Here is a 16,537-nt window from a genome sequence, read left to right on the forward strand (position 1 = left end):
TGATCTAGGTCATGTACGCCGTCTCGGCGGTTGATCTTGCTCAAGCTGCGAAGCCTCGCTTTGGAAGAGAGTGGGTCCACGTAGCCGTGGAACCAAACCATGTCGTTTGAGCGGGTCCTGCGATGGACGCTGGTTTCGATTGCAATCGCTGGATTGGCCGCCGGCATTCTTGCGCGGGCCGCCGGTCGGCCTGATCTGGCCGATCTTGCATGGGAGCTTGGTACGGCGCCCGTGATCGGAGGCTTGGCAGTCTCGATCGTCAGGGATTTGCGGGCCGGCCGCGTCGGCGTGGACGCGATTGCACTCCTGTCGATGAGCGCCGCGTTGGCGCTGGGCCAGCCGCTTGCCGGGGCAGTGGTCGCATTGATGTATTCCGGCGGGAACGTGCTGGAGGATATCGCTGTCACAAGGGCGGAGCGCGACCTGCGGTCCCTGGTTGATCGTGCGCCGCGCCGGGCGCATCGCAAGACTGGCGAGCGGATCGAGGAGGTCCCGGTCGACGTCGTTTTGGTCGGTGAGCAACTCCTGGTGCGGGCCGGAGAGATCGTGCCGGTGGATGGCATCATCAGCTCGGCCGTAGCCACCATCGATGAATCAGCCGTTACGGGGGAGCCAATCCCAGTCGAGAAGACGAGCGGCAACGCTGTTCTGTCAGGGTCGCTGAATGCCGGTAATACCTTCGAATTGACCGTTACCGCGCCGGCCGGCGAGAGCACTTATGCCGGAATCGTGCGGATGGTGACGGCGGCGCAAACGGCGAAGGCTCCCTTTGTACGGCTGGCCGATCGCTTTGCGCTGCTCCTGCTGCCGGTGACGCTCGTTCTGGCCTTCCTGGCGTGGCGGATTTCCGGTGATCTGACCCGCAGCCTCGCCGTGCTGGTTGCCGCGACGCCTTGCCCTTTGATTCTCGCCGCACCAGTCGCCTTCATCGCCGGCGTGGCACACGCGGCCCGCCGCGGCATCCTCGCCAAGGGCAGTGGGGCACTGGAGGCGTTGGCGCGGGCCCACACGGTGCTATTTGACAAAACCGGTACCCTGACCGTCGGCGGCGCGCGGTTGCTTTCGATCGAGGTCGCGCCGGGAGAGGACGCGGACGAGGTTCTCAGGCTTGGGGCGTCGCTCGAGCAGGCCTCGCATCATGTGCTCGCCAAAACCGTGGTCACTGCGGCCATCGACCGCGGCCTCAAGCTGAAACCGCCCGAACAAGTCAAGGAAGCGATGGGCTCGGGCCTGAGCGGCCTGATCGACGGACGGCAGGTCACCGCAGGTTCGCGACAGATGCTTCCATCAAATGCCGAACTGACGCCGTGGGAGATGCGGGCAATCCGGCGCGCTTCGTGGCGCTCGGCGCTGGTTGTCTTTGTAGCCGTGGACGGCCGTACGATCGGGGCGCTGTTGCTGGCCGACGAGTTGCGCGCCGATACGCCACGGGCGATCCGGCTGCTGCGAGATGCAGGTATCGAGCGAATGGTGATGGTCACTGGCGATCGCGCCGCAGCGGCGCAGGCCATCGGTGCGGCGCTCGACCTCGACGCCGTGCTGGCGGACCGCGTTCCTTCCGACAAGGTTGAGGCGGTGCGCACGGAACAGCGGATGCATCCGACCATCATGGTGGGGGACGGCATCAACGATGCCCCCGCGTTGGCCGTAGCCGATATCGGGGTCGCGCTAGGCGCGCGTGGCGCCAGCGCCTCGTCCGAGGCTGCGGACGTCGTCATTTTGGCCGACCGTCTCGACCGGGTGGGCGAGGCGATCATCATTGCGCAGCGGGCACGGCGGATCGCTCTGCAAAGCATTGTTGTCGGGATGGGTCTGTCGCTGGTGGCAATGGTAGCTGCCGTCCTTGGCTGGCTTGATCCGGTACCGGCAGCGATTGTGCAGGAAGTGATCGATGTTGCCGTCATTCTGAACGCGCTGCGGGCGCTCACGCCGGCTCTTGGCGGCAGCGGCATCCGCATCAGCCCAGAGCAGGGGCAAATGCTGCATCATGATCATGAGGCCTTGTTCAAGGACCTCGACCGCTTGCGAAAAATCGTTGATGCATTGGATGACGTGCCTCCGGAAGCTGCCAAGCCGTTGATCGAGGAAGCTCAGCGCCTGGTCCAGGGCAGTGTCGTGAGACACGAACGCGAGGATGAGGACAGCGTCTATCCCAAGCTTGCGGAGGTGCTGCGCGAACGCCACGGTCTTTCTGCCATGAGCCGTGCCCATCGGGAAATCCTGCACCTAGCCCGGCTGCTTACTCGGATCGTCGACGATCTGCCGTCGGAGAAGATCGATCGCTATCTCGTCCGGGACGCCCAGCGAGTGATTGAGGCGATCGAAACCCTGGTGCGCATGCACACAGCCCAGGAGGAAGATATTTATGAAGCGATGGCGGCTCAGGCGGCAGCTTGACTATATGATCTGCGCGCTTCATCCCTTTGTAGCGGCACTATTCGTCTCGGCAGGCCGCTCCGTTGGCCCGGCTTCGCTCTGAACAGCCGAATGGGGCAGAGTTTCGATCACAGCCTTCGAAAGGCGCCGGTACAGATCACGCCGGCGAACGAGCGGCCACCAGTCGTACAAAAATATCTCTAACGGGCGCCAGTTCGCTACCCACCCCAGGATCAACAGGCTTTCCTCAAGGAGACGCCGCAAGGGGTTGGCGAACAGCGCGCCAACGACGAAATGCGCCACGAGCAGACACGTGATCAGAATGACGAGTCCGATGGCCAGCGACCAGCGGCCCACCCTGAACAGCTCGTTGATATCTCCCTGAATAGCACTCGCTCGATCAGCGAAGTAGTGAGCAAAGGCGTCGCGAAGCTCCGACGCCGCCTTCGCTTGTGCATCGGTCCCCGGATGATGAACCCGAATCCGGATCGCTTGCCGGGCCGATAGTTCTCGCGCCCAGCCGACAATGTATTCTTCGGCCTCTTTGTCGAGGTCACGCTCGCGAAACGGAAAAGGATCGAGTGTGTGAAAGAGCTGGGCGATGTCGTCGACCCGAAGCTCGATCACCTCTTCAGATGCTTGGGCAATCATCAGCCTTCATTGCTCCGGCCCCTTCCAACCTCGCTTGCGCCAAGTCAACACCGGTGACCAGGGATCATCTACTTTAAGTATTTGTTTTCCGACGTAAAGGAGGCCCGCCATCGAAAAGCATGCAGTCGCTGACCTGACGATGCTGCCGGAAAGCCCGCATGCTCTGCCCGTCGCTGACCTGCTTCGGCAGTTGCGCGTGTCCGGTGCCGAAGGGCTGTCCGATACCGAGATTAATGCGCGGCGAAAGCGCTTCGGTACGAACACGATCACCTCGCGGCAGGCCACTGGCGTGATGCGCCTGCTATTGCACCAATTCAAGAGCTCGGTCGTCTACCTCCTGAGTTGCGCAGCCGGGCTGGCGTTCTATTTCGGCGAGCTGGAGGAGGGCAGCGCCATCATAGCGGTCCTAGCCATCAACGCATTGATAGGCTTCGTGACCGAGTTGAGGGCAGCGCGCTCCATTGAGGCTTTGCGTGCGCTTGGTGCGCGCACCGTCCGTGTCCGACGCGAGGGTCGCGTTTATGTCGTGCCGGCCGAGGACCTCGTTCCGGGTGACGTCGTCGTTTTGGACGCTGGTGACGCCGTGTCGGCCGACCTGCGCCTCATCGAGACTTCCCGACTCTCCGTAGATGAGTCGACGTTGACGGGCGAATCGGTGGCAGTCGACAAGCAAACGCACCCAGTCAGCGCAGACACCCGTCTTGGCGATCGCGCGTCGATGGCGTTCAAGGGCACCGCCGTCACACGGGGGACGGGCATCGGCGTCGTAGTGGCAACCGGTCTCATTACTGAACTTGGCCGAGTGACGCGGCTCGTCCTCGAGGCGAGCCCGGGCAGTTCGCCACTCGAACGCAAGCTCGAGCGTTTGTCGGCGCAGCTGGTCGTCGCGACCATTGCTGTCGCTGCAGTGATTGGCGCCGTCGGGCTCATGGGCGGCGAAGATCCCCTCCTGATGGTCGAGGCGGCTATCGCACTCGCTGTAGCAGCGATTCCCGAGGGTCTCCCGATCGTCGCAACGCTTGCGCTCGCCCGCGGCATGTGGCGCATGGCGGAGCACAATGCGCTGGTCGAGCGCCTTTCGGCAGTTGAGACGCTGGGAGCTACTACCGTCATCCTCACCGACAAAACCGGCACGCTAACCGAAAACCGGATGACGGTGCGGCGGCTCTGCACTGCCTCTGGAGAGATCGAACTTGAGACGAAAGCGCCAACGGAGGGCGAGCGTTCGCAGCTTGCCGGCGACCGACAGGCCGCTGAGCTGCTGCGTATCGCGGTCCTTTGCAACGACGCCCATCTCGAGCGCGCAGATGAGGGCGGCAACGGCGACCCGATGGAAATCGCACTCTTGCGCGCCGGGTTGCGCGCGGGCTTGAGGCGGACTGAATTGCTGGATCGGTACCCGATCGTTCACAAGCATGCCTTTGATCCCGCCACCAAGATGATGGCGACCGTTCATGACCATCGGGACGGCGTGCTGGTCGTGGTGAAGGGGGCGCCTGAAGCAGTCCTGGGCGCGGCGACGCGCGTAACCGCCGAGCATGGCGAGATCGCCCTCGAGGACGACATGCGAGCGGAGTGGTCAAGGCGAGCCGATCAGCTCGGCCATCACGGCCTGCGCGTACTCGCCTGCGCGATGAAAACAGACACGCTTGCCGATGCTGCACCCTACGAGGGGTTGGTGATGGTCGGCCTTGTCGGCTTGGAAGATCCGGCGCGTGCCGATGTGCCTCAGGCGATCCAGGACTGCCGCCGAGCGGGAATTCGCGTCGTCATGGTCACCGGCGACCATGTCGTGACGGCGCGAAGTATCGGTCGCGCCGTCGGCCTCGGAGAGAACGTTACGAACGTCGTGGAGGGCAACAAAATCGCGCAGATGATCGCCACGGGGCGGCCCGCGCTCCGCGACATCGGAATCTTCGCAAGAGTAAACCCCGATGAGAAGCTTGCCCTCGTCAGGGCCTATCAGGCCGCGGGCGAGATCGTCGCTATGACGGGGGACGGGGTCAACGACGCGCCCGCCCTGCGGCAGGCCGATATCGGCGTGGCGATGGGTCTGCGGGGGACCGATGTTGCGCGCGAAGCAGCCGCCATGATCCTGCTTGACGACGCGTTTCCGACCATCATCGGGGCGATACGCGAAGGCCGCGTCATCTTTGCCAACATCCGCCGCTTCGTCGCTTATCTCCTGGCTTGCAATCTCAGCGAGGTGATGGTGGTTGGCTTGGCTGTGTTGTCGAATCTCCCTTTGCCGCTCCTGCCGCTGCAAATTCTCTATCTCAATCTCGTGACAGACGTGTTCCCGGCCTTTGCGCTGGCGATGGCTGAAGGCGAGGCAGGCATCCTCGGGCGCCCGCCGCGCGATCCGAAGGAGCCAATTTTGGGTCGTTGGCAGTGGTCCGCGATAGTGTTTTACGGTGCTGCAATGACGCTAGGTACATTCGGGGCACTGGCAACTTCATATTGGCTCGGTCTCGACCCCCAATCAACGGTAACTGTCACGTTCCTCACTCTCGCTTTCGCGCAACTTTGGCATACGTTCAACACGCGTGATCCACATTCATCGCTCTTCGTCAACGAAGTCACTCGAAATGGCTGGCTTTGGAGCGCGCTCTTGCTTTGTGCGGTGCTGCTCGCCGTGCCGCCTTACCTGCCCCCTGCAGCGCATCTATTGCACCTTGCTCGCCCTACCGCAGACATGTGGTTAGTCGTCGTTGTTTTTAGTCTTACGCCTGTGATCGTCACACAGACAGTGAGCGCTGTCGTCAAAAGCTGGCTTACGAGGGGGCCATGACGCCTCGTGCTCGACGAGCCCGTGCGCGCTCCCACTTCCAAGGCGGCTATACTGCTAACGCCTTCCGAGGCGCGCTTGGTTTCGTGTCGGCAAATGCGGTCCTCCGCTGCTGGCCGGTTCAAAGGAGATGTACCACTCGGCTCCATGGCCGCTTTCACCAAGCGCGAGAGTTGACACAAACCGAGACCCATTCCAGCGAAGAACGAAGCGGACAACCGATCGAGATGCGGTTGTGCGGAATTGCAGCCTGTGTCGCAGGGCGGTCGTTGCCCTGCTCCCGGGGACCACTATGACTGCAGATCGCGTGGCCTTCGTTTCCTTGCCCGACCGGAACGATGTAGACCTCGCACGTCCTGCTGTTGAAAAAGCTCGGCGCATAAATCACGCAACCATTGGCTTGCCGGGTCGTGATGGAAGCGGGCGTGCCAATATTGCTTCACGGTAAAACCGGCGATCGCCAGCGGGCAGTCGAGTACGCGCAGTCCGTAGTAGTGGGCCAGGGTCTCGCCAATGTGCCTCGGCAGGGTGGCGATCAGGTCCGTCGTTCCGACGATTGCGGGTAACCCCAAAAAGCCAGGGAGCTCGAGCGCAACGTCGAGGACTATCTGCTGCTCCTTCAGTGCGTCCGCCAGCAATTGATGTCCGGTGCCGGAACGAATAAGGACGTGCGCCTCACGCCGGAAATCCCTTGCGGTGATGCGGTCGCGGATGCGGGCGTGTTTTGCGTTCGCCAGGCAGACCCAATCCTGCGGAAAGAGTGCTTGCTGGAAGTGTCCGGCGTCGAGATCCGAGATGTAGCCGAGCGCCAGATCGGCCTCGCCGGACTGCAGCATTCGTGGTGTATCGCCGCCGATCTGCGCTGCCTCGATGCGGACGCCCGGCGCAACGCGGCGAACGTAAGCGAGGATGGCCGGAAGCAGCGTGATGTGGCTCGCATCCGTCATGCAGATGACGAAGCGGCGCTTCGCAGTCGCCGGATCGAACTCCGGGCGAAGCTCCGCCAGACGTCGCAGCATCTCCAACGCCTGCCGGGCCGTGCCAATGAGAGCCTCGGCGCGTGGCGTCGGCAGCATTCCCTCAGCCGACCGGATGAAGAGCGGATCGTCCAACTCCTTTCGCAACCGCGCCAGCCAGATCGAAATGGTCGGCTGACTTTGACCGAGCTTCTCGGCTGCCTTGGTGACGCTGCCCGTGGCGAACAATGCGTCAAACAGCCGGAGCAGGCGCGGGTCCAGCAGGTTCGTCTCGGAGAGGTCCCGGTGCTTCATTGCGATCTACAATAATGCATATAAGAATCATAGCATATCCAAATAAAGGACGGACTGCTACCACGCGACCAACGCCGGGAAAGGCGCTGGGAGAAGCGTTCGGATGAGGATCTGCTTTATCGGAGCGGGGGCCTTAGGCTCGACCATCGGCGGCACGCTGGCGCGCGGGGGGGCTGAGGTCTGGCTGATTGATCCGTTCCAGGCCCATGTTGACGCAATCAACGCCGGCGGGCTTCGCATGCTCGAAGGCAGCGCCGAAACCGTCGTGAAGGTCACCGCCCGCACGTCCGCGGCCCAGGTCGGCGTCAAGGCTGACCTCGTCATCGTCCTCGTCAAATCCTACCACACGCGGGATGCGATCCGGTCGGCAGCGCCGATCATCGGACCGCAGACGGTTGTGATGTCGCTCCAAAACGGTCTTGGCCACGAGGACATCCTGTCGGAGGAGGTCGGTCGTGACCGGGTCATGGCGGGCAAGACCTACGTCGGCGGCGTGCTGCTTGGCCCCGGTCATGTTCGCGCCGGGGTCATCGGCAAGGAAACCATCATCGGCGAGCTCGATGGGCGCCTGACCGAACGCGCACAGCAAATCTCCGAGACTTTCAACCGCGCCGGGATCCTCACGCAGCTCAGCGACAACATCCTGGGCACGATGTGGGACAAGCTCTTTATCAACGTTGCCGGTGGCGGCGTTACCGCCATTACCGGCCTGACTTATGGTGGCCTCTATTCGCTCCCCATCCTGAAGGAGTGCGCGCTGGCAGCGATTTCAGAGGGTATCGCGGTCGCGCGGGCCGCCGGCGTGAAGATCTCGATTGCCGATCCGCACCGTGCCTGGACGATGGCGTCCGCCGGACTGCCGCCCGAATTCAAGACCTCGATGTTGCAGAGCTTGCAATCCGGCAATCCGACAGAGGTCGATTACATTCACGGCTCCGTCGTGCGTTGGGGCGCCAAGCTCAGCGTGCCGACCCCCGTCAACTCGACCCTCGTCGCGCTGGTCAAAGGGCTCGAATACGCTCGCAGCGACTATCCAGGAAAGGCCTGAGGCGATGTCGTTGCCCCGCGCCTATGTCGAACACGTCGCGATCCGCGTGCCGGACGTCGATCGTCATGTCGACTTCTTTCGTGATGTGCTCGGTCTCACTGTTCGCGACGAGCAACCCGCTGATGGTGCCCGCCCGCGCCAGGTATGGGTGCTCGGAAGCGTGCAACTCATCGAGGACCCGAAATTTGTCGGACCGGAAGGGCGTCTCGCCCATCTCGGCATCATGGTCGACGATTACGAAGGTGTGCTCGCCCGTGCCGCCGCCTGGGGCGCCAAGGCGCTGCCTGCGGGGCCGAACTGGCTCGAGCTGCCGGGCGGGCTGAACGTCGAAATCTTGCAAGCCAGTGCGGGTGCCGTGGAAGCGGCGCTGGCGATCAATCCCCGTGCCTAGAGAAAGACGCGACATGAGCGACGAGCGCTACTGGGACGACGCCAAGGTCGGTGACGAATGCGTCACCCCGTCGGTGGTGGTCACCGAAGCGATGGTGAATGCCTATGCCGAACTGACGGGTGATTTCACGCCGGTCCACGTCGACGAGGACTACGCCAAGACCACTCCATTCGGCACGCGCGTCGCGCACGGGCTGTTCGGTCTGTCGCTGGCCGACGGTTTGAAGACCCGTGCCGACTACCGCTTCCTTCCGGGAATGTCGCTGGGCTGGACGTGGGATTTCAAGCTGCCGATCAAGCTCGGCGACACCGTGCATGTGAAGTTCCGCGTCGGCTCGATGCGCGCCACGAAGCGCGAAGGGTGGGGCATCGTGGTGCTGCCCTCGGAGCTGATCAATCAGCGCGGGGAGGTGGTGCAACTCGGCGAGCACCGGCTGATGATTCCGATGCGCCCGAAGGCCAGTGCCGCAGGAGTGCAGGCATGACCGCGCAAGATCTGCCGCTAAAAGGCATTCGTGTCATCGACTACAGCCATTTTTTGGCGGGCCCGTTCATGGGCCGTTGCCTCGCCGCGATGGGCGCTGAGGTCATCAAGGTGGAGCGTCCGAAGCAAGGCGATGCGGGCCGCGCGCACGGCTATTTCAAGGACGGACAATCCGGCTACTTCCTGCAGCAGAACATGGGCAAGCAGGGCCTGTGCATCGATCTGCGCGACAAGCGTGGCCTCGACATGATGATGAAGCTGGTCGACACCGCCGACGTCTTCATCGAGAACTACCGCCCCGGCGCACTCGAGCGCCTCGGGCTCGGCTACAAGGCGCTGTCCGCGCGCAATCCAAAGCTGATCTACTGCTCGGTCTCCGCCTATGGCCACACCGGTCCCTATGCCGACCGTCCGGGTTTCGGTCTGATCGCAGAGGCGATGTCAGGTGCTCTGGCGCAACTGGGCAATCCCGGTGAAGCGCCGCCGCTGCTGCGGATGCCATTGGCCGACATGTACACCGGCATTCACGGCGTGGCTGCCATCAATGCCGCACTGGTCGGCCGCGCGTCGTCCGGACGCGGCCAACACATCGATCTGGCGCTGTACGACTGCATGGTCTCGATGCACGACTATGCGGTTCAGCGTTACTTTCTCTCCGGCGGTGCCGACCTGCCGAAGCAGACGGGCAGCGGACAGCCGGACTCGACCGTCTACGGTGTCTTTCCGGCCAAGGACGGTAATCTTGTCATCGCCGCGCAAGTCGATGATGCGTGGCGACGATTGGCGAGCCTGATCGGGGGAGACGCGTTGGCATCCGACGAACGCTTCACCACGCCTGCGGCGCGGAACGCGCATTATGCCGAAGCGATGGAGATCGTGCGCACCTGGACGCTGTCGCAGCCCTCTCGGGACGCCTGTCTTGCCGCACTCGAGGAAGCAGGTGTGCCGTCGGCGCCCGTGCAGACCATCGAAGAAGTCGTGAAGGATCCGCAGATCCATGCGCGCGGCATGCTGGTCGAGCAGGAGCATCCCGTGCTCGGCAGGGTGACTTTGCCGAACTTGCCGTTCCGCTTCTCCGGCTGCGACACCACGGTGCACACGCCGGCGCCGCTGCTTGGCCAGGACAACCGCCGCATTGCAAAGGCGCTGGGACTTTCTGCTGAGGCCGTCGATGCGATGGTGCGAGACGGCGTGCTGTACAACGAAGCTGCAGTGCAGGAGTGAGCCATGAGCGATCGCTACGCGGTGATAGGCAATCCGATCGGCTTCAGCAAATCACCCCTCATCCACAGCACGTTCGCCAGAATGACGGGACAGGATCTCGTCTATGAGGCGATCGAGGGACCGCTCAATGGCTTCAGCGAACGGGTTGATCGATTCCGGACGGAGGGCGCCAAGGGGCTGAATATCACCGCCCCGTTCAAGCTCGATGCCTTCGACTATGCAAACGAGCTTTCAGAGAGCGCCGACCGAGCTGGCGCCGTGAACTGCCTGAAGTTCGACGGCGATCGGGTCATTGGCGAGAATTTCGATGGCATCGGACTCGTGCGTGACATCACCGTCAATCTCCGCGTGAAAATGGCGGGCCGGCGCGTTCTGATGCTCGGCGCCGGGGGTGCGGCGCGTGGCGCGCTGCTGCCCTTCCTGCGCGAAGAGCCGTCCGAGTTGGTCCTCGTCAATCGTACCTTATCGAAGGCTGTGGCATTGGCCGAAGAGTTTGCCGGTTGTGGTCCCCTGATCGTCAGCGGCTATGCTGAGCTGGCCGATCTCGCCGAGGGCTATGACGTCGTGGTCAACGCGACATCGGCCAGCCTGCGAGGTGAGATGCCGCCACTTCCCGGCAATGTCTTCCGCGGTGCGGCGCTGGCGTACGAACTGGCCTACGGCAAGGGATTGACTCCCTTTCTGCAAGCGGCCCGCGTCGAAGGCGTAGCCAAGCTGGCGGACGGTGTTGGCATGCTGGTCGAGCAGGCCGCGGAAGCTTTTTCCTGGTGGCGCGGCGTTCGACCGGGCACGACACAGGTCATCGCCGAACTGACCGTGCCTTTGAGCTGACGGGCGATGCCGAGCATGCATCAGAAGTCCAGCTTTCTCGTGGGCCTGATCGGCAGCGGCATCGCGGCGTCACGCACACCGCCGATGCACGAAGCGGCCGCTGACGCCGCGGGCATCCGCTATCTCTACAAGAAGATCGATCTGACCGAGTTGAAACTTGGTGCCGAAGCGCTGCCGGAATTGCTGACGGCGGCAAAGCGGATGGGCTTTGACGGGTTGAACGTGACCCATCCCTGCAAGCAAGCGATCCTTCCACTCCTGGACGAGCTTTCGCCCGACGCGGAGGCGCTGGGCGCCGTGAACACCGTGGTCATCAGGGACGGTCGAATGACCGGCCACAACACCGACTGGTTCGGCTTCGCCGAGAATTTTCGCCGCAACATGCAGGGTGCACCACTCGGTCGGGTTGTCCAATTCGGCGCGGGCGGCGCAGGCGCGGCGGTTGCTTTCGCGCTGATGAAGCTTGGCGTGCGGGAACTCACCATCGTCGACGTCGATTTGGCCAAGGCGCAGAATGTGGTCGACGGCTTGTCTCCTCGATTTGCAGAAGGACGCTTGCGGGCCGGCCATGATGTCGCGGCGGCCGTGGCTGCCGCAGACGGTATTGTCAATGCGACGCCGATCGGCATGGACAAATATCCGGGGACGCCGCTGCCGACGGCCTTGCTGCGTCCTGATCTCTGGGTCGCCGAGATCGTCTACTTCCCGCTGGAAACCGCACTGCTGCGCGCGGCGCGTGCCCTCGGCTGCCGCACCGTCGATGGCGGTGGCATGGCGATCTTCCAGGGCACGGAGGCATTCCGCCTGTTCACGGGCATCTCACCTGATGCGGACGTCTTCTTCGCCACTTTTGCATCCCTGGGAGGGTGACGTCAGGCCGATGGGCGAGCGGCACGCACAACGCCCGAGAGGAAACGCAAGATGGGCTACACGCTCGATTTCTCGGTGGTTTGGCATGCCATGCCCGCGCTGCTGTGGGGGTGCGTGGGGACGTTGGGCCTCGCGCTTGCCGGCATGACGCTCGCGATGGTGATCGGCGTCGCCGGCGTCGCGGCACGCGATTCGAAGGCGGCCTGGTTGCGTGCTCTGGTGATCGGCTTCGTCGAGATCGTGCGCAATACGCCTTTCCTGGTGCAGATCTTCTTTCTGTTCTTCGCCCTGCCGCTCATCGGCTTGAAGCTCAATCCGACAGCCACAGCCATTATCGCGCTCGGGGTCAACGGCGGCGCCTATGCTATCGAGATCATCCGCGGCGGGGTGCAATCCATTCACAAGGGGCAGGTCGAGGCCGGCTACGCGCTCGGACTGCACAAAGGGCAGGTGTTCCGGTTCATCGTGCTCAAGCCCGCGCTTCGCGCGATCTACCCCTCGCTCACGGGTCAGTTCATCATGCTGACGCTGACCTCGTCGATCTGCTCGGCGGTGTCGGCCTACGAATTGACGTCGGTTGCGCAGCGCATCGAAAGCGACACCTTCCGCAGCTTCGAGGTCTATTTCTCCGTCACCTTCCTCTACCTCGCGATCTCCTGGCTGCTGATGCTGGGCTTTGCGGTCATCTCGCACCGCTTCTTCTCATATCCGACACGCTGAGGAGGGCAGGTCATGACACCGCATTTTGGTCTTCCCGAGTTCGGCTTCCTGTTGCGTGGGCTGCAATGGACGGTGCTGCTGACGCTGGTTGCGTTTGTGGGCGGCTGCACGGCGGGTCTGGCCGTCGCATTGCTGCGCACCTGTGGTCACAAAGGCGTGGAGTGGATCACCCGTATTTACATCGGGATATTCCAGGGCACCCCGCTGCTGCTGCAGCTTTTCGTGGTGTATTACGGATTGGCGCTGACCGGGCTGAAGCTCGACGCCTTCGTCGCGGTGGCGATCGGCTTCACAGTCAATGCATCCGCCTTCCTCGGTGAGATCTGGCGCGGTGCGATCCAGGCCGTGCCGCGCGGCCAGACCGAGGCGGCGATGGCGCTTGGACTGCACTATTCGTCCCGTATGCGCGACATCGTGCTGCCGCAGGCGATCCGCATCTCGCTGCCGGCGACCATCGGCTATCTCGTGCAGCTCATCAAGGGCACGTCGCTCGCCGCCATCGTCGGCTTCATCGAACTCGCCCGCGCCGGTCAGATCGTATCGAACCAGACCTTCCAGCCGTTGCTCGTCTTCGGCGTGGTCGGCGCAATGTATTTCATCCTCTGCTGGCCACTCTCATGGTGGGGCAGTCGGATGGAAGCCAGGCTCGCCCTGGCCAGCCAAAGGTAGGACCGGCGCACCTGCCCAATCACAAATAGCCATCACTAGGAGGAGAAGTTCATGTTGTTATCACTCAATCGTCGCCAGCTCGGCGTTGCGCTTTTGACTCTGGGGGCCATCGCTGTCGCGGGCAAATCGCAGGCGGGCACTCTGGAAGACGTGAAGAAGAAGGGCGTCGTCGTTATCGGCATCCAGGGCGATAATCCGCCCTGGGGCTATGTCGACAGCTCAGGAAAGCAGGATGGCATCGATGCCGACATGGGCCGCGCTTTCGCTGAATATCTTGGCGTGAAGGCCGAGTTCGTCCCGCTGGCGGTGGCCAATCGCATTCCGGCGCTGACCACAGGCCGCGTCGACATCCTGTTCGCAACCATGGCCATGTTGCCCGAGCGCGCGAAGGCGGTGCAGTATTCCAAGCCCTATGTCGCCAACGAGATCACGCTTGTCGCTGCCCAGGCGACCCCGATCAACAGCAATGCCGACATGGGCAAGTACGTTATTGGCGTTCCGAGGTCCTCCACGCAGGACACCCAGGTCACCAACAACGCCCCGTCCGGCACCCAGATCCGCAGATTCGACGATGACGCCGCCACCATCCAGGCGCTGCTCTCTGGTCAAGTCCAGGCCGTCGGCGCGAACCTGTTTTATCCGCAGCGCCTCAACGCCGCAAAGCCGGAACTCGGGTTCGAGCCCAAGCTTCACTTCACCGCCCTTTACAACGGCGCCTGCACGCGCCTCGGCGAGAAGGAGTGGAACGAGACGGCCAACAAGTTCATCGACGAGATCAAGTCGAACGGCAAGCTGGTCGCTTTCTACGCCAAATGGATGAAGGTCCCGGTCCCTGTCTTCCCCGACTCGGTCCCCGGCGTTCCCTTCACCGTCCAGTAGCCACTGCGAGCGGCCGACGCGATCCGCGTTGGCCGCCGCCCGACAGCGGAGACCAGCATGCAGGACAATATCCTGATCGAAATGAAGGGCGTGCAGAAGTGGTACGGCGGGTACCAGGCTCTCCGCGACGTCGATCTCATCGTGCGCAAGGGCGAGAAGATCGTGCTCTGCGGTCCGTCCGGCTCGGGCAAGTCGACGCTGATCCGCTGCATCAACCGCCTCGAGGCGATCCAGCAGGGCAGTATTGTTGTGAACGGTCATCGGCTGGACGACAGCATCAAGGCTATCGATGTCGTCCGTCAGGACGTCGGCATGGTCTTTCAGAGCTTCAATCTCTTTCCGCATATGACGGTGTTGCAGAATTGTACACTCGCACCTATTCGCGCGCGCCGCATCAGCAAGAGCGAGGCGGAGGCGACCGCGCGAAAATATCTCGAGCGGGTCCACATCGGTGACCAGGCCGAGAAGTATCCGGCTCAACTTTCGGGCGGCCAGCAACAGCGCGTCGCGATCGCGCGTGCGCTCTGCATGCAGCCCAAGGTGATGCTGTTTGACGAACCGACCTCGGCTCTCGACCCTGAGATGGTCAAGGAGGTGCTCGATACGATGATCGGCCTTGCCAACGACGGCATGACCATGATCTGCGTCACGCACGAGATGGGCTTTGCCCGCCAGGTTGCCGACCGGGTCATCTTCATGGCCGAAGGCCAGATCATCGAGGAAGGCGCGCCCGACGCCTTCTTCCGCAATCCACAGCACGCCCGCACCAGGCAGTTCCTCGGCGAGATCCTTGCCCATCACTGAACGGAGTTCTTCCATGAGTCGTCTTGTCTACGTCCTGAACGGACCAAATCTCAATTTGCTCGGCAGGCGCCAGCCCCACATCTACGGTCACGAGACGCTTGCGGACGTGGAGCGGGATTGCGGGGCGCTGGGCAAGGAACTCGGCCTGGAAATCCGCTTTCATCAATCCAACAGAGAATACGAGATCATCGATTGGATCCACGAGGCGCGCGAGACGGCTGCCGGGATCGTGATGAACCCCGCCGCTTTCACCCATACATCGGTCGCCATCCTGGATGCGCTGAACACGTTCGAGGGGACGGTGATCGAGGTGCACATTTCCAACGTTCACAAACGCGAGGAATTCCGCCACCATTCGTTTGTCTCCAAACGAGCTGACGGGGTCATCGCAGGCTTCGGCACTCAGGGTTATCTGCTCGGCTTGCGTCGCGTGGCCAAGCTGCTTGATGAGAAGAAGGGATAGCATCGCATGAGCACACCCGTCCGCCTCTCGGTGATGGGAGCGGGTCTCATCGGCAAGCGACACATCGAACACATTCTCGCGCGGCCGGAGGCGATGCTGTCGTCGATCGTCGATCCGGCGCCGGCGGCACGAGAGTTGGCGGTTTCGCTGAAGGTGGACTGGTTTCCGTCCTTTCAGGACATGCTCTCCGGAAATCGGCCGGAAGGGGTGGTTGTCGCCACCCCCAATCAGATGCATGTGGCCAACGGCATGGATTGTATTGCCGCGGGTATTCCAGCGCTGATCGAGAAGCCGCTAGCGGATGACGTGGTCGCTGCAGAGGCGTTGGTCGAAGCCTCCGAGCGAGCGGGTGTGTCGCTGCTCACCGGCCATCATCGCCGCCACAACCCGATGATCCAGCGCGCCAAGGCGGAGATCGACAGCGGTCGGCTCGGCCAGATCGTGTCGGTGCATGGCATGTTCTGGCTGATCAAGCCGGACGATTATTTCGACGTGGCCTGGCGCCGCGAAAAAGGGGCGGGGCCTGTCTTCCTGAATCTCATCCACGATGTCGACCTGCTTCGGTACCTGTGTGGGGATATCGTGGCGGTACAGGCCGCCCAATCCAATCGACTACGTGGCAACGCGGTTGAAGAGACAGCGGTGATCATCCTGCACTTCGCGTCCGGGGCGCTGGGAACGGTCAATGTCTCGGACGCCATCCAGTCGCCCTGGAGCTGGGAATTCACGGCCGGTGAGAACCCGGCCTACAGTCATACGCAGGAGGCGTGCTACCAGATCGGCGGCACGAGGGCATCGCTGGCACTTCCGCAACTCGATCTATGGCATCACCCAAGCAAGGCCAGCTGGTGGGCGCCGATCGAGCGCGAGCGGCTGAGCTACGAGAAGGTAGACCCGCTCGGCCTGCAGATTGCCAATTTCTGCGGGGTTATCCGCGGCACCGCCGCGCCCCTGGTGAGCGGGCGCGAAGGACTGAAAACCCTTCGAGTAATCGACGCGGTCAAGCGCGCGGCGGAAACCGGAGCTCTCGTATCGCTTTGATACCGGAAAGTGGCGCGTGGACGCATCG

The 16,537-nt window shown here is 62.9% G+C and carries 16 protein-coding genes; 14 read left to right on the plus strand and 2 right to left on the minus strand.

The features are described from left to right. Window positions 1-99 precede the first annotated feature (99 nt). Window positions 100-2,397 carry a heavy metal translocating P-type ATPase gene (locus C2U70_RS14205; protein ID WP_140978769.1) on the plus strand — a complete coding sequence of 766 codons (2,298 nt, stop codon included), beginning with the start codon at window positions 100-102 and terminating at the stop codon, window positions 2,395-2,397. A gap of 18 nt (window positions 2,398-2,415) precedes the next feature. On the opposite strand, the gene C2U70_RS14210 is transcribed toward C2U70_RS14205, so the two are convergent. Continuing rightward, window positions 2,416-3,027, minus strand: coding sequence for a hypothetical protein (locus C2U70_RS14210; RefSeq protein ID WP_186294255.1), 612 nt, complete (start codon window positions 3,025-3,027; stop codon window positions 2,416-2,418). Window positions 3,028-3,166: 139 nt separating this feature from the next. Between C2U70_RS14210 and C2U70_RS14215 the strand changes: the two genes are divergently transcribed. Continuing rightward, window positions 3,167-5,818, plus strand: a complete 2,652-nt coding sequence (locus C2U70_RS14215) for a cation-translocating P-type ATPase (protein WP_140978770.1) — start codon at window positions 3,167-3,169, stop codon at window positions 5,816-5,818. Window positions 5,819-6,105: 287 nt separating this feature from the next. Here the strand turns inward: C2U70_RS14215 and C2U70_RS14220 are convergent, their stop codons facing one another. Continuing rightward, window positions 6,106-7,086 carry a LysR family transcriptional regulator gene (locus C2U70_RS14220; protein WP_140978772.1) on the minus strand — a complete coding sequence of 327 codons (981 nt, stop codon included), beginning with the start codon at window positions 7,084-7,086 and terminating at the stop codon, window positions 6,106-6,108. Between the two features lie 103 nt (window positions 7,087-7,189). Between C2U70_RS14220 and C2U70_RS14225 the strand changes: the two genes are divergently transcribed. The 12 genes from C2U70_RS14225 to C2U70_RS14280 are packed head-to-tail and all read left to right on the plus strand — an operon-like array spanning window position 7,190 to window position 16,509. Next, on the plus strand, window positions 7,190-8,134 hold the full coding sequence (locus tag C2U70_RS14225; protein WP_140978774.1) for a ketopantoate reductase family protein: 945 nt from the start codon (window positions 7,190-7,192) through the stop codon (window positions 8,132-8,134). 4 nt (window positions 8,135-8,138) lie between these two features. Continuing rightward, window positions 8,139-8,525: a VOC family protein gene (locus C2U70_RS14230; protein ID WP_140978776.1), complete on the plus strand. Its 387-nt coding sequence runs from the start codon at window positions 8,139-8,141 to the stop codon at window positions 8,523-8,525. Between the two features lie 13 nt (window positions 8,526-8,538). Continuing rightward, window positions 8,539-9,009: a MaoC family dehydratase gene (locus C2U70_RS14235; RefSeq protein WP_140978778.1), complete on the plus strand. Its 471-nt coding sequence runs from the start codon at window positions 8,539-8,541 to the stop codon at window positions 9,007-9,009. Next, window positions 9,006-10,232, plus strand: coding sequence for a CaiB/BaiF CoA transferase family protein (locus C2U70_RS14240; protein ID WP_140978780.1), 1,227 nt, complete (start codon window positions 9,006-9,008; stop codon window positions 10,230-10,232). Before C2U70_RS14235 ends, C2U70_RS14240 begins: the two co-directional genes overlap by 4 nt. Before the next feature lie 3 nt (window positions 10,233-10,235). Next, the gene (gene aroE, locus C2U70_RS14245) at window positions 10,236-11,063 is read left to right on the plus strand and encodes a shikimate dehydrogenase (protein ID WP_140978782.1); all 828 of its coding nucleotides are present in this window, start codon (window positions 10,236-10,238) and stop codon (window positions 11,061-11,063) included. A gap of 15 nt (window positions 11,064-11,078) precedes the next feature. Beyond that, window positions 11,079-11,933, plus strand: coding sequence for a shikimate dehydrogenase (locus tag C2U70_RS14250; protein ID WP_140978784.1), 855 nt, complete (start codon window positions 11,079-11,081; stop codon window positions 11,931-11,933). A 51-nt stretch (window positions 11,934-11,984) separates the two neighbouring features. After that, a complete protein-coding gene (locus C2U70_RS14255; protein WP_140978786.1) occupies window positions 11,985-12,653 on the plus strand; it encodes an amino acid ABC transporter permease in 669 nt (222 codons plus the stop codon). A gap of 12 nt (window positions 12,654-12,665) precedes the next feature. Further along, window positions 12,666-13,322 carry an amino acid ABC transporter permease gene (locus C2U70_RS14260; protein ID WP_140978788.1) on the plus strand — a complete coding sequence of 219 codons (657 nt, stop codon included), beginning with the start codon at window positions 12,666-12,668 and terminating at the stop codon, window positions 13,320-13,322. Between the two features lie 51 nt (window positions 13,323-13,373). Next, window positions 13,374-14,201, plus strand: a complete 828-nt coding sequence (locus tag C2U70_RS14265) for a transporter substrate-binding domain-containing protein (RefSeq protein ID WP_140978790.1) — start codon at window positions 13,374-13,376, stop codon at window positions 14,199-14,201. Between the two features lie 57 nt (window positions 14,202-14,258). Beyond that, a complete protein-coding gene (locus C2U70_RS14270; protein WP_140978792.1) occupies window positions 14,259-15,005 on the plus strand; it encodes an amino acid ABC transporter ATP-binding protein in 747 nt (248 codons plus the stop codon). Window positions 15,006-15,018: 13 nt separating this feature from the next. Further along, window positions 15,019-15,468, plus strand: coding sequence for a type II 3-dehydroquinate dehydratase (gene aroQ / locus C2U70_RS14275; RefSeq protein WP_140978794.1), 450 nt, complete (start codon window positions 15,019-15,021; stop codon window positions 15,466-15,468). A gap of 6 nt (window positions 15,469-15,474) precedes the next feature. Beyond that, entirely contained in the window at window positions 15,475-16,509 is a 1,035-nt protein-coding gene (locus tag C2U70_RS14280; protein ID WP_140978796.1) for a Gfo/Idh/MocA family protein, read from the plus strand. Window positions 16,510-16,537 lie beyond the last annotated feature (28 nt).

Source organism: Bradyrhizobium guangdongense (genome assembly GCF_006483445.1).
In the GTDB taxonomy this organism is placed as follows: Bacteria; Pseudomonadota; Alphaproteobacteria; order Rhizobiales; family Xanthobacteraceae; genus Bradyrhizobium; species Bradyrhizobium guangdongense_A.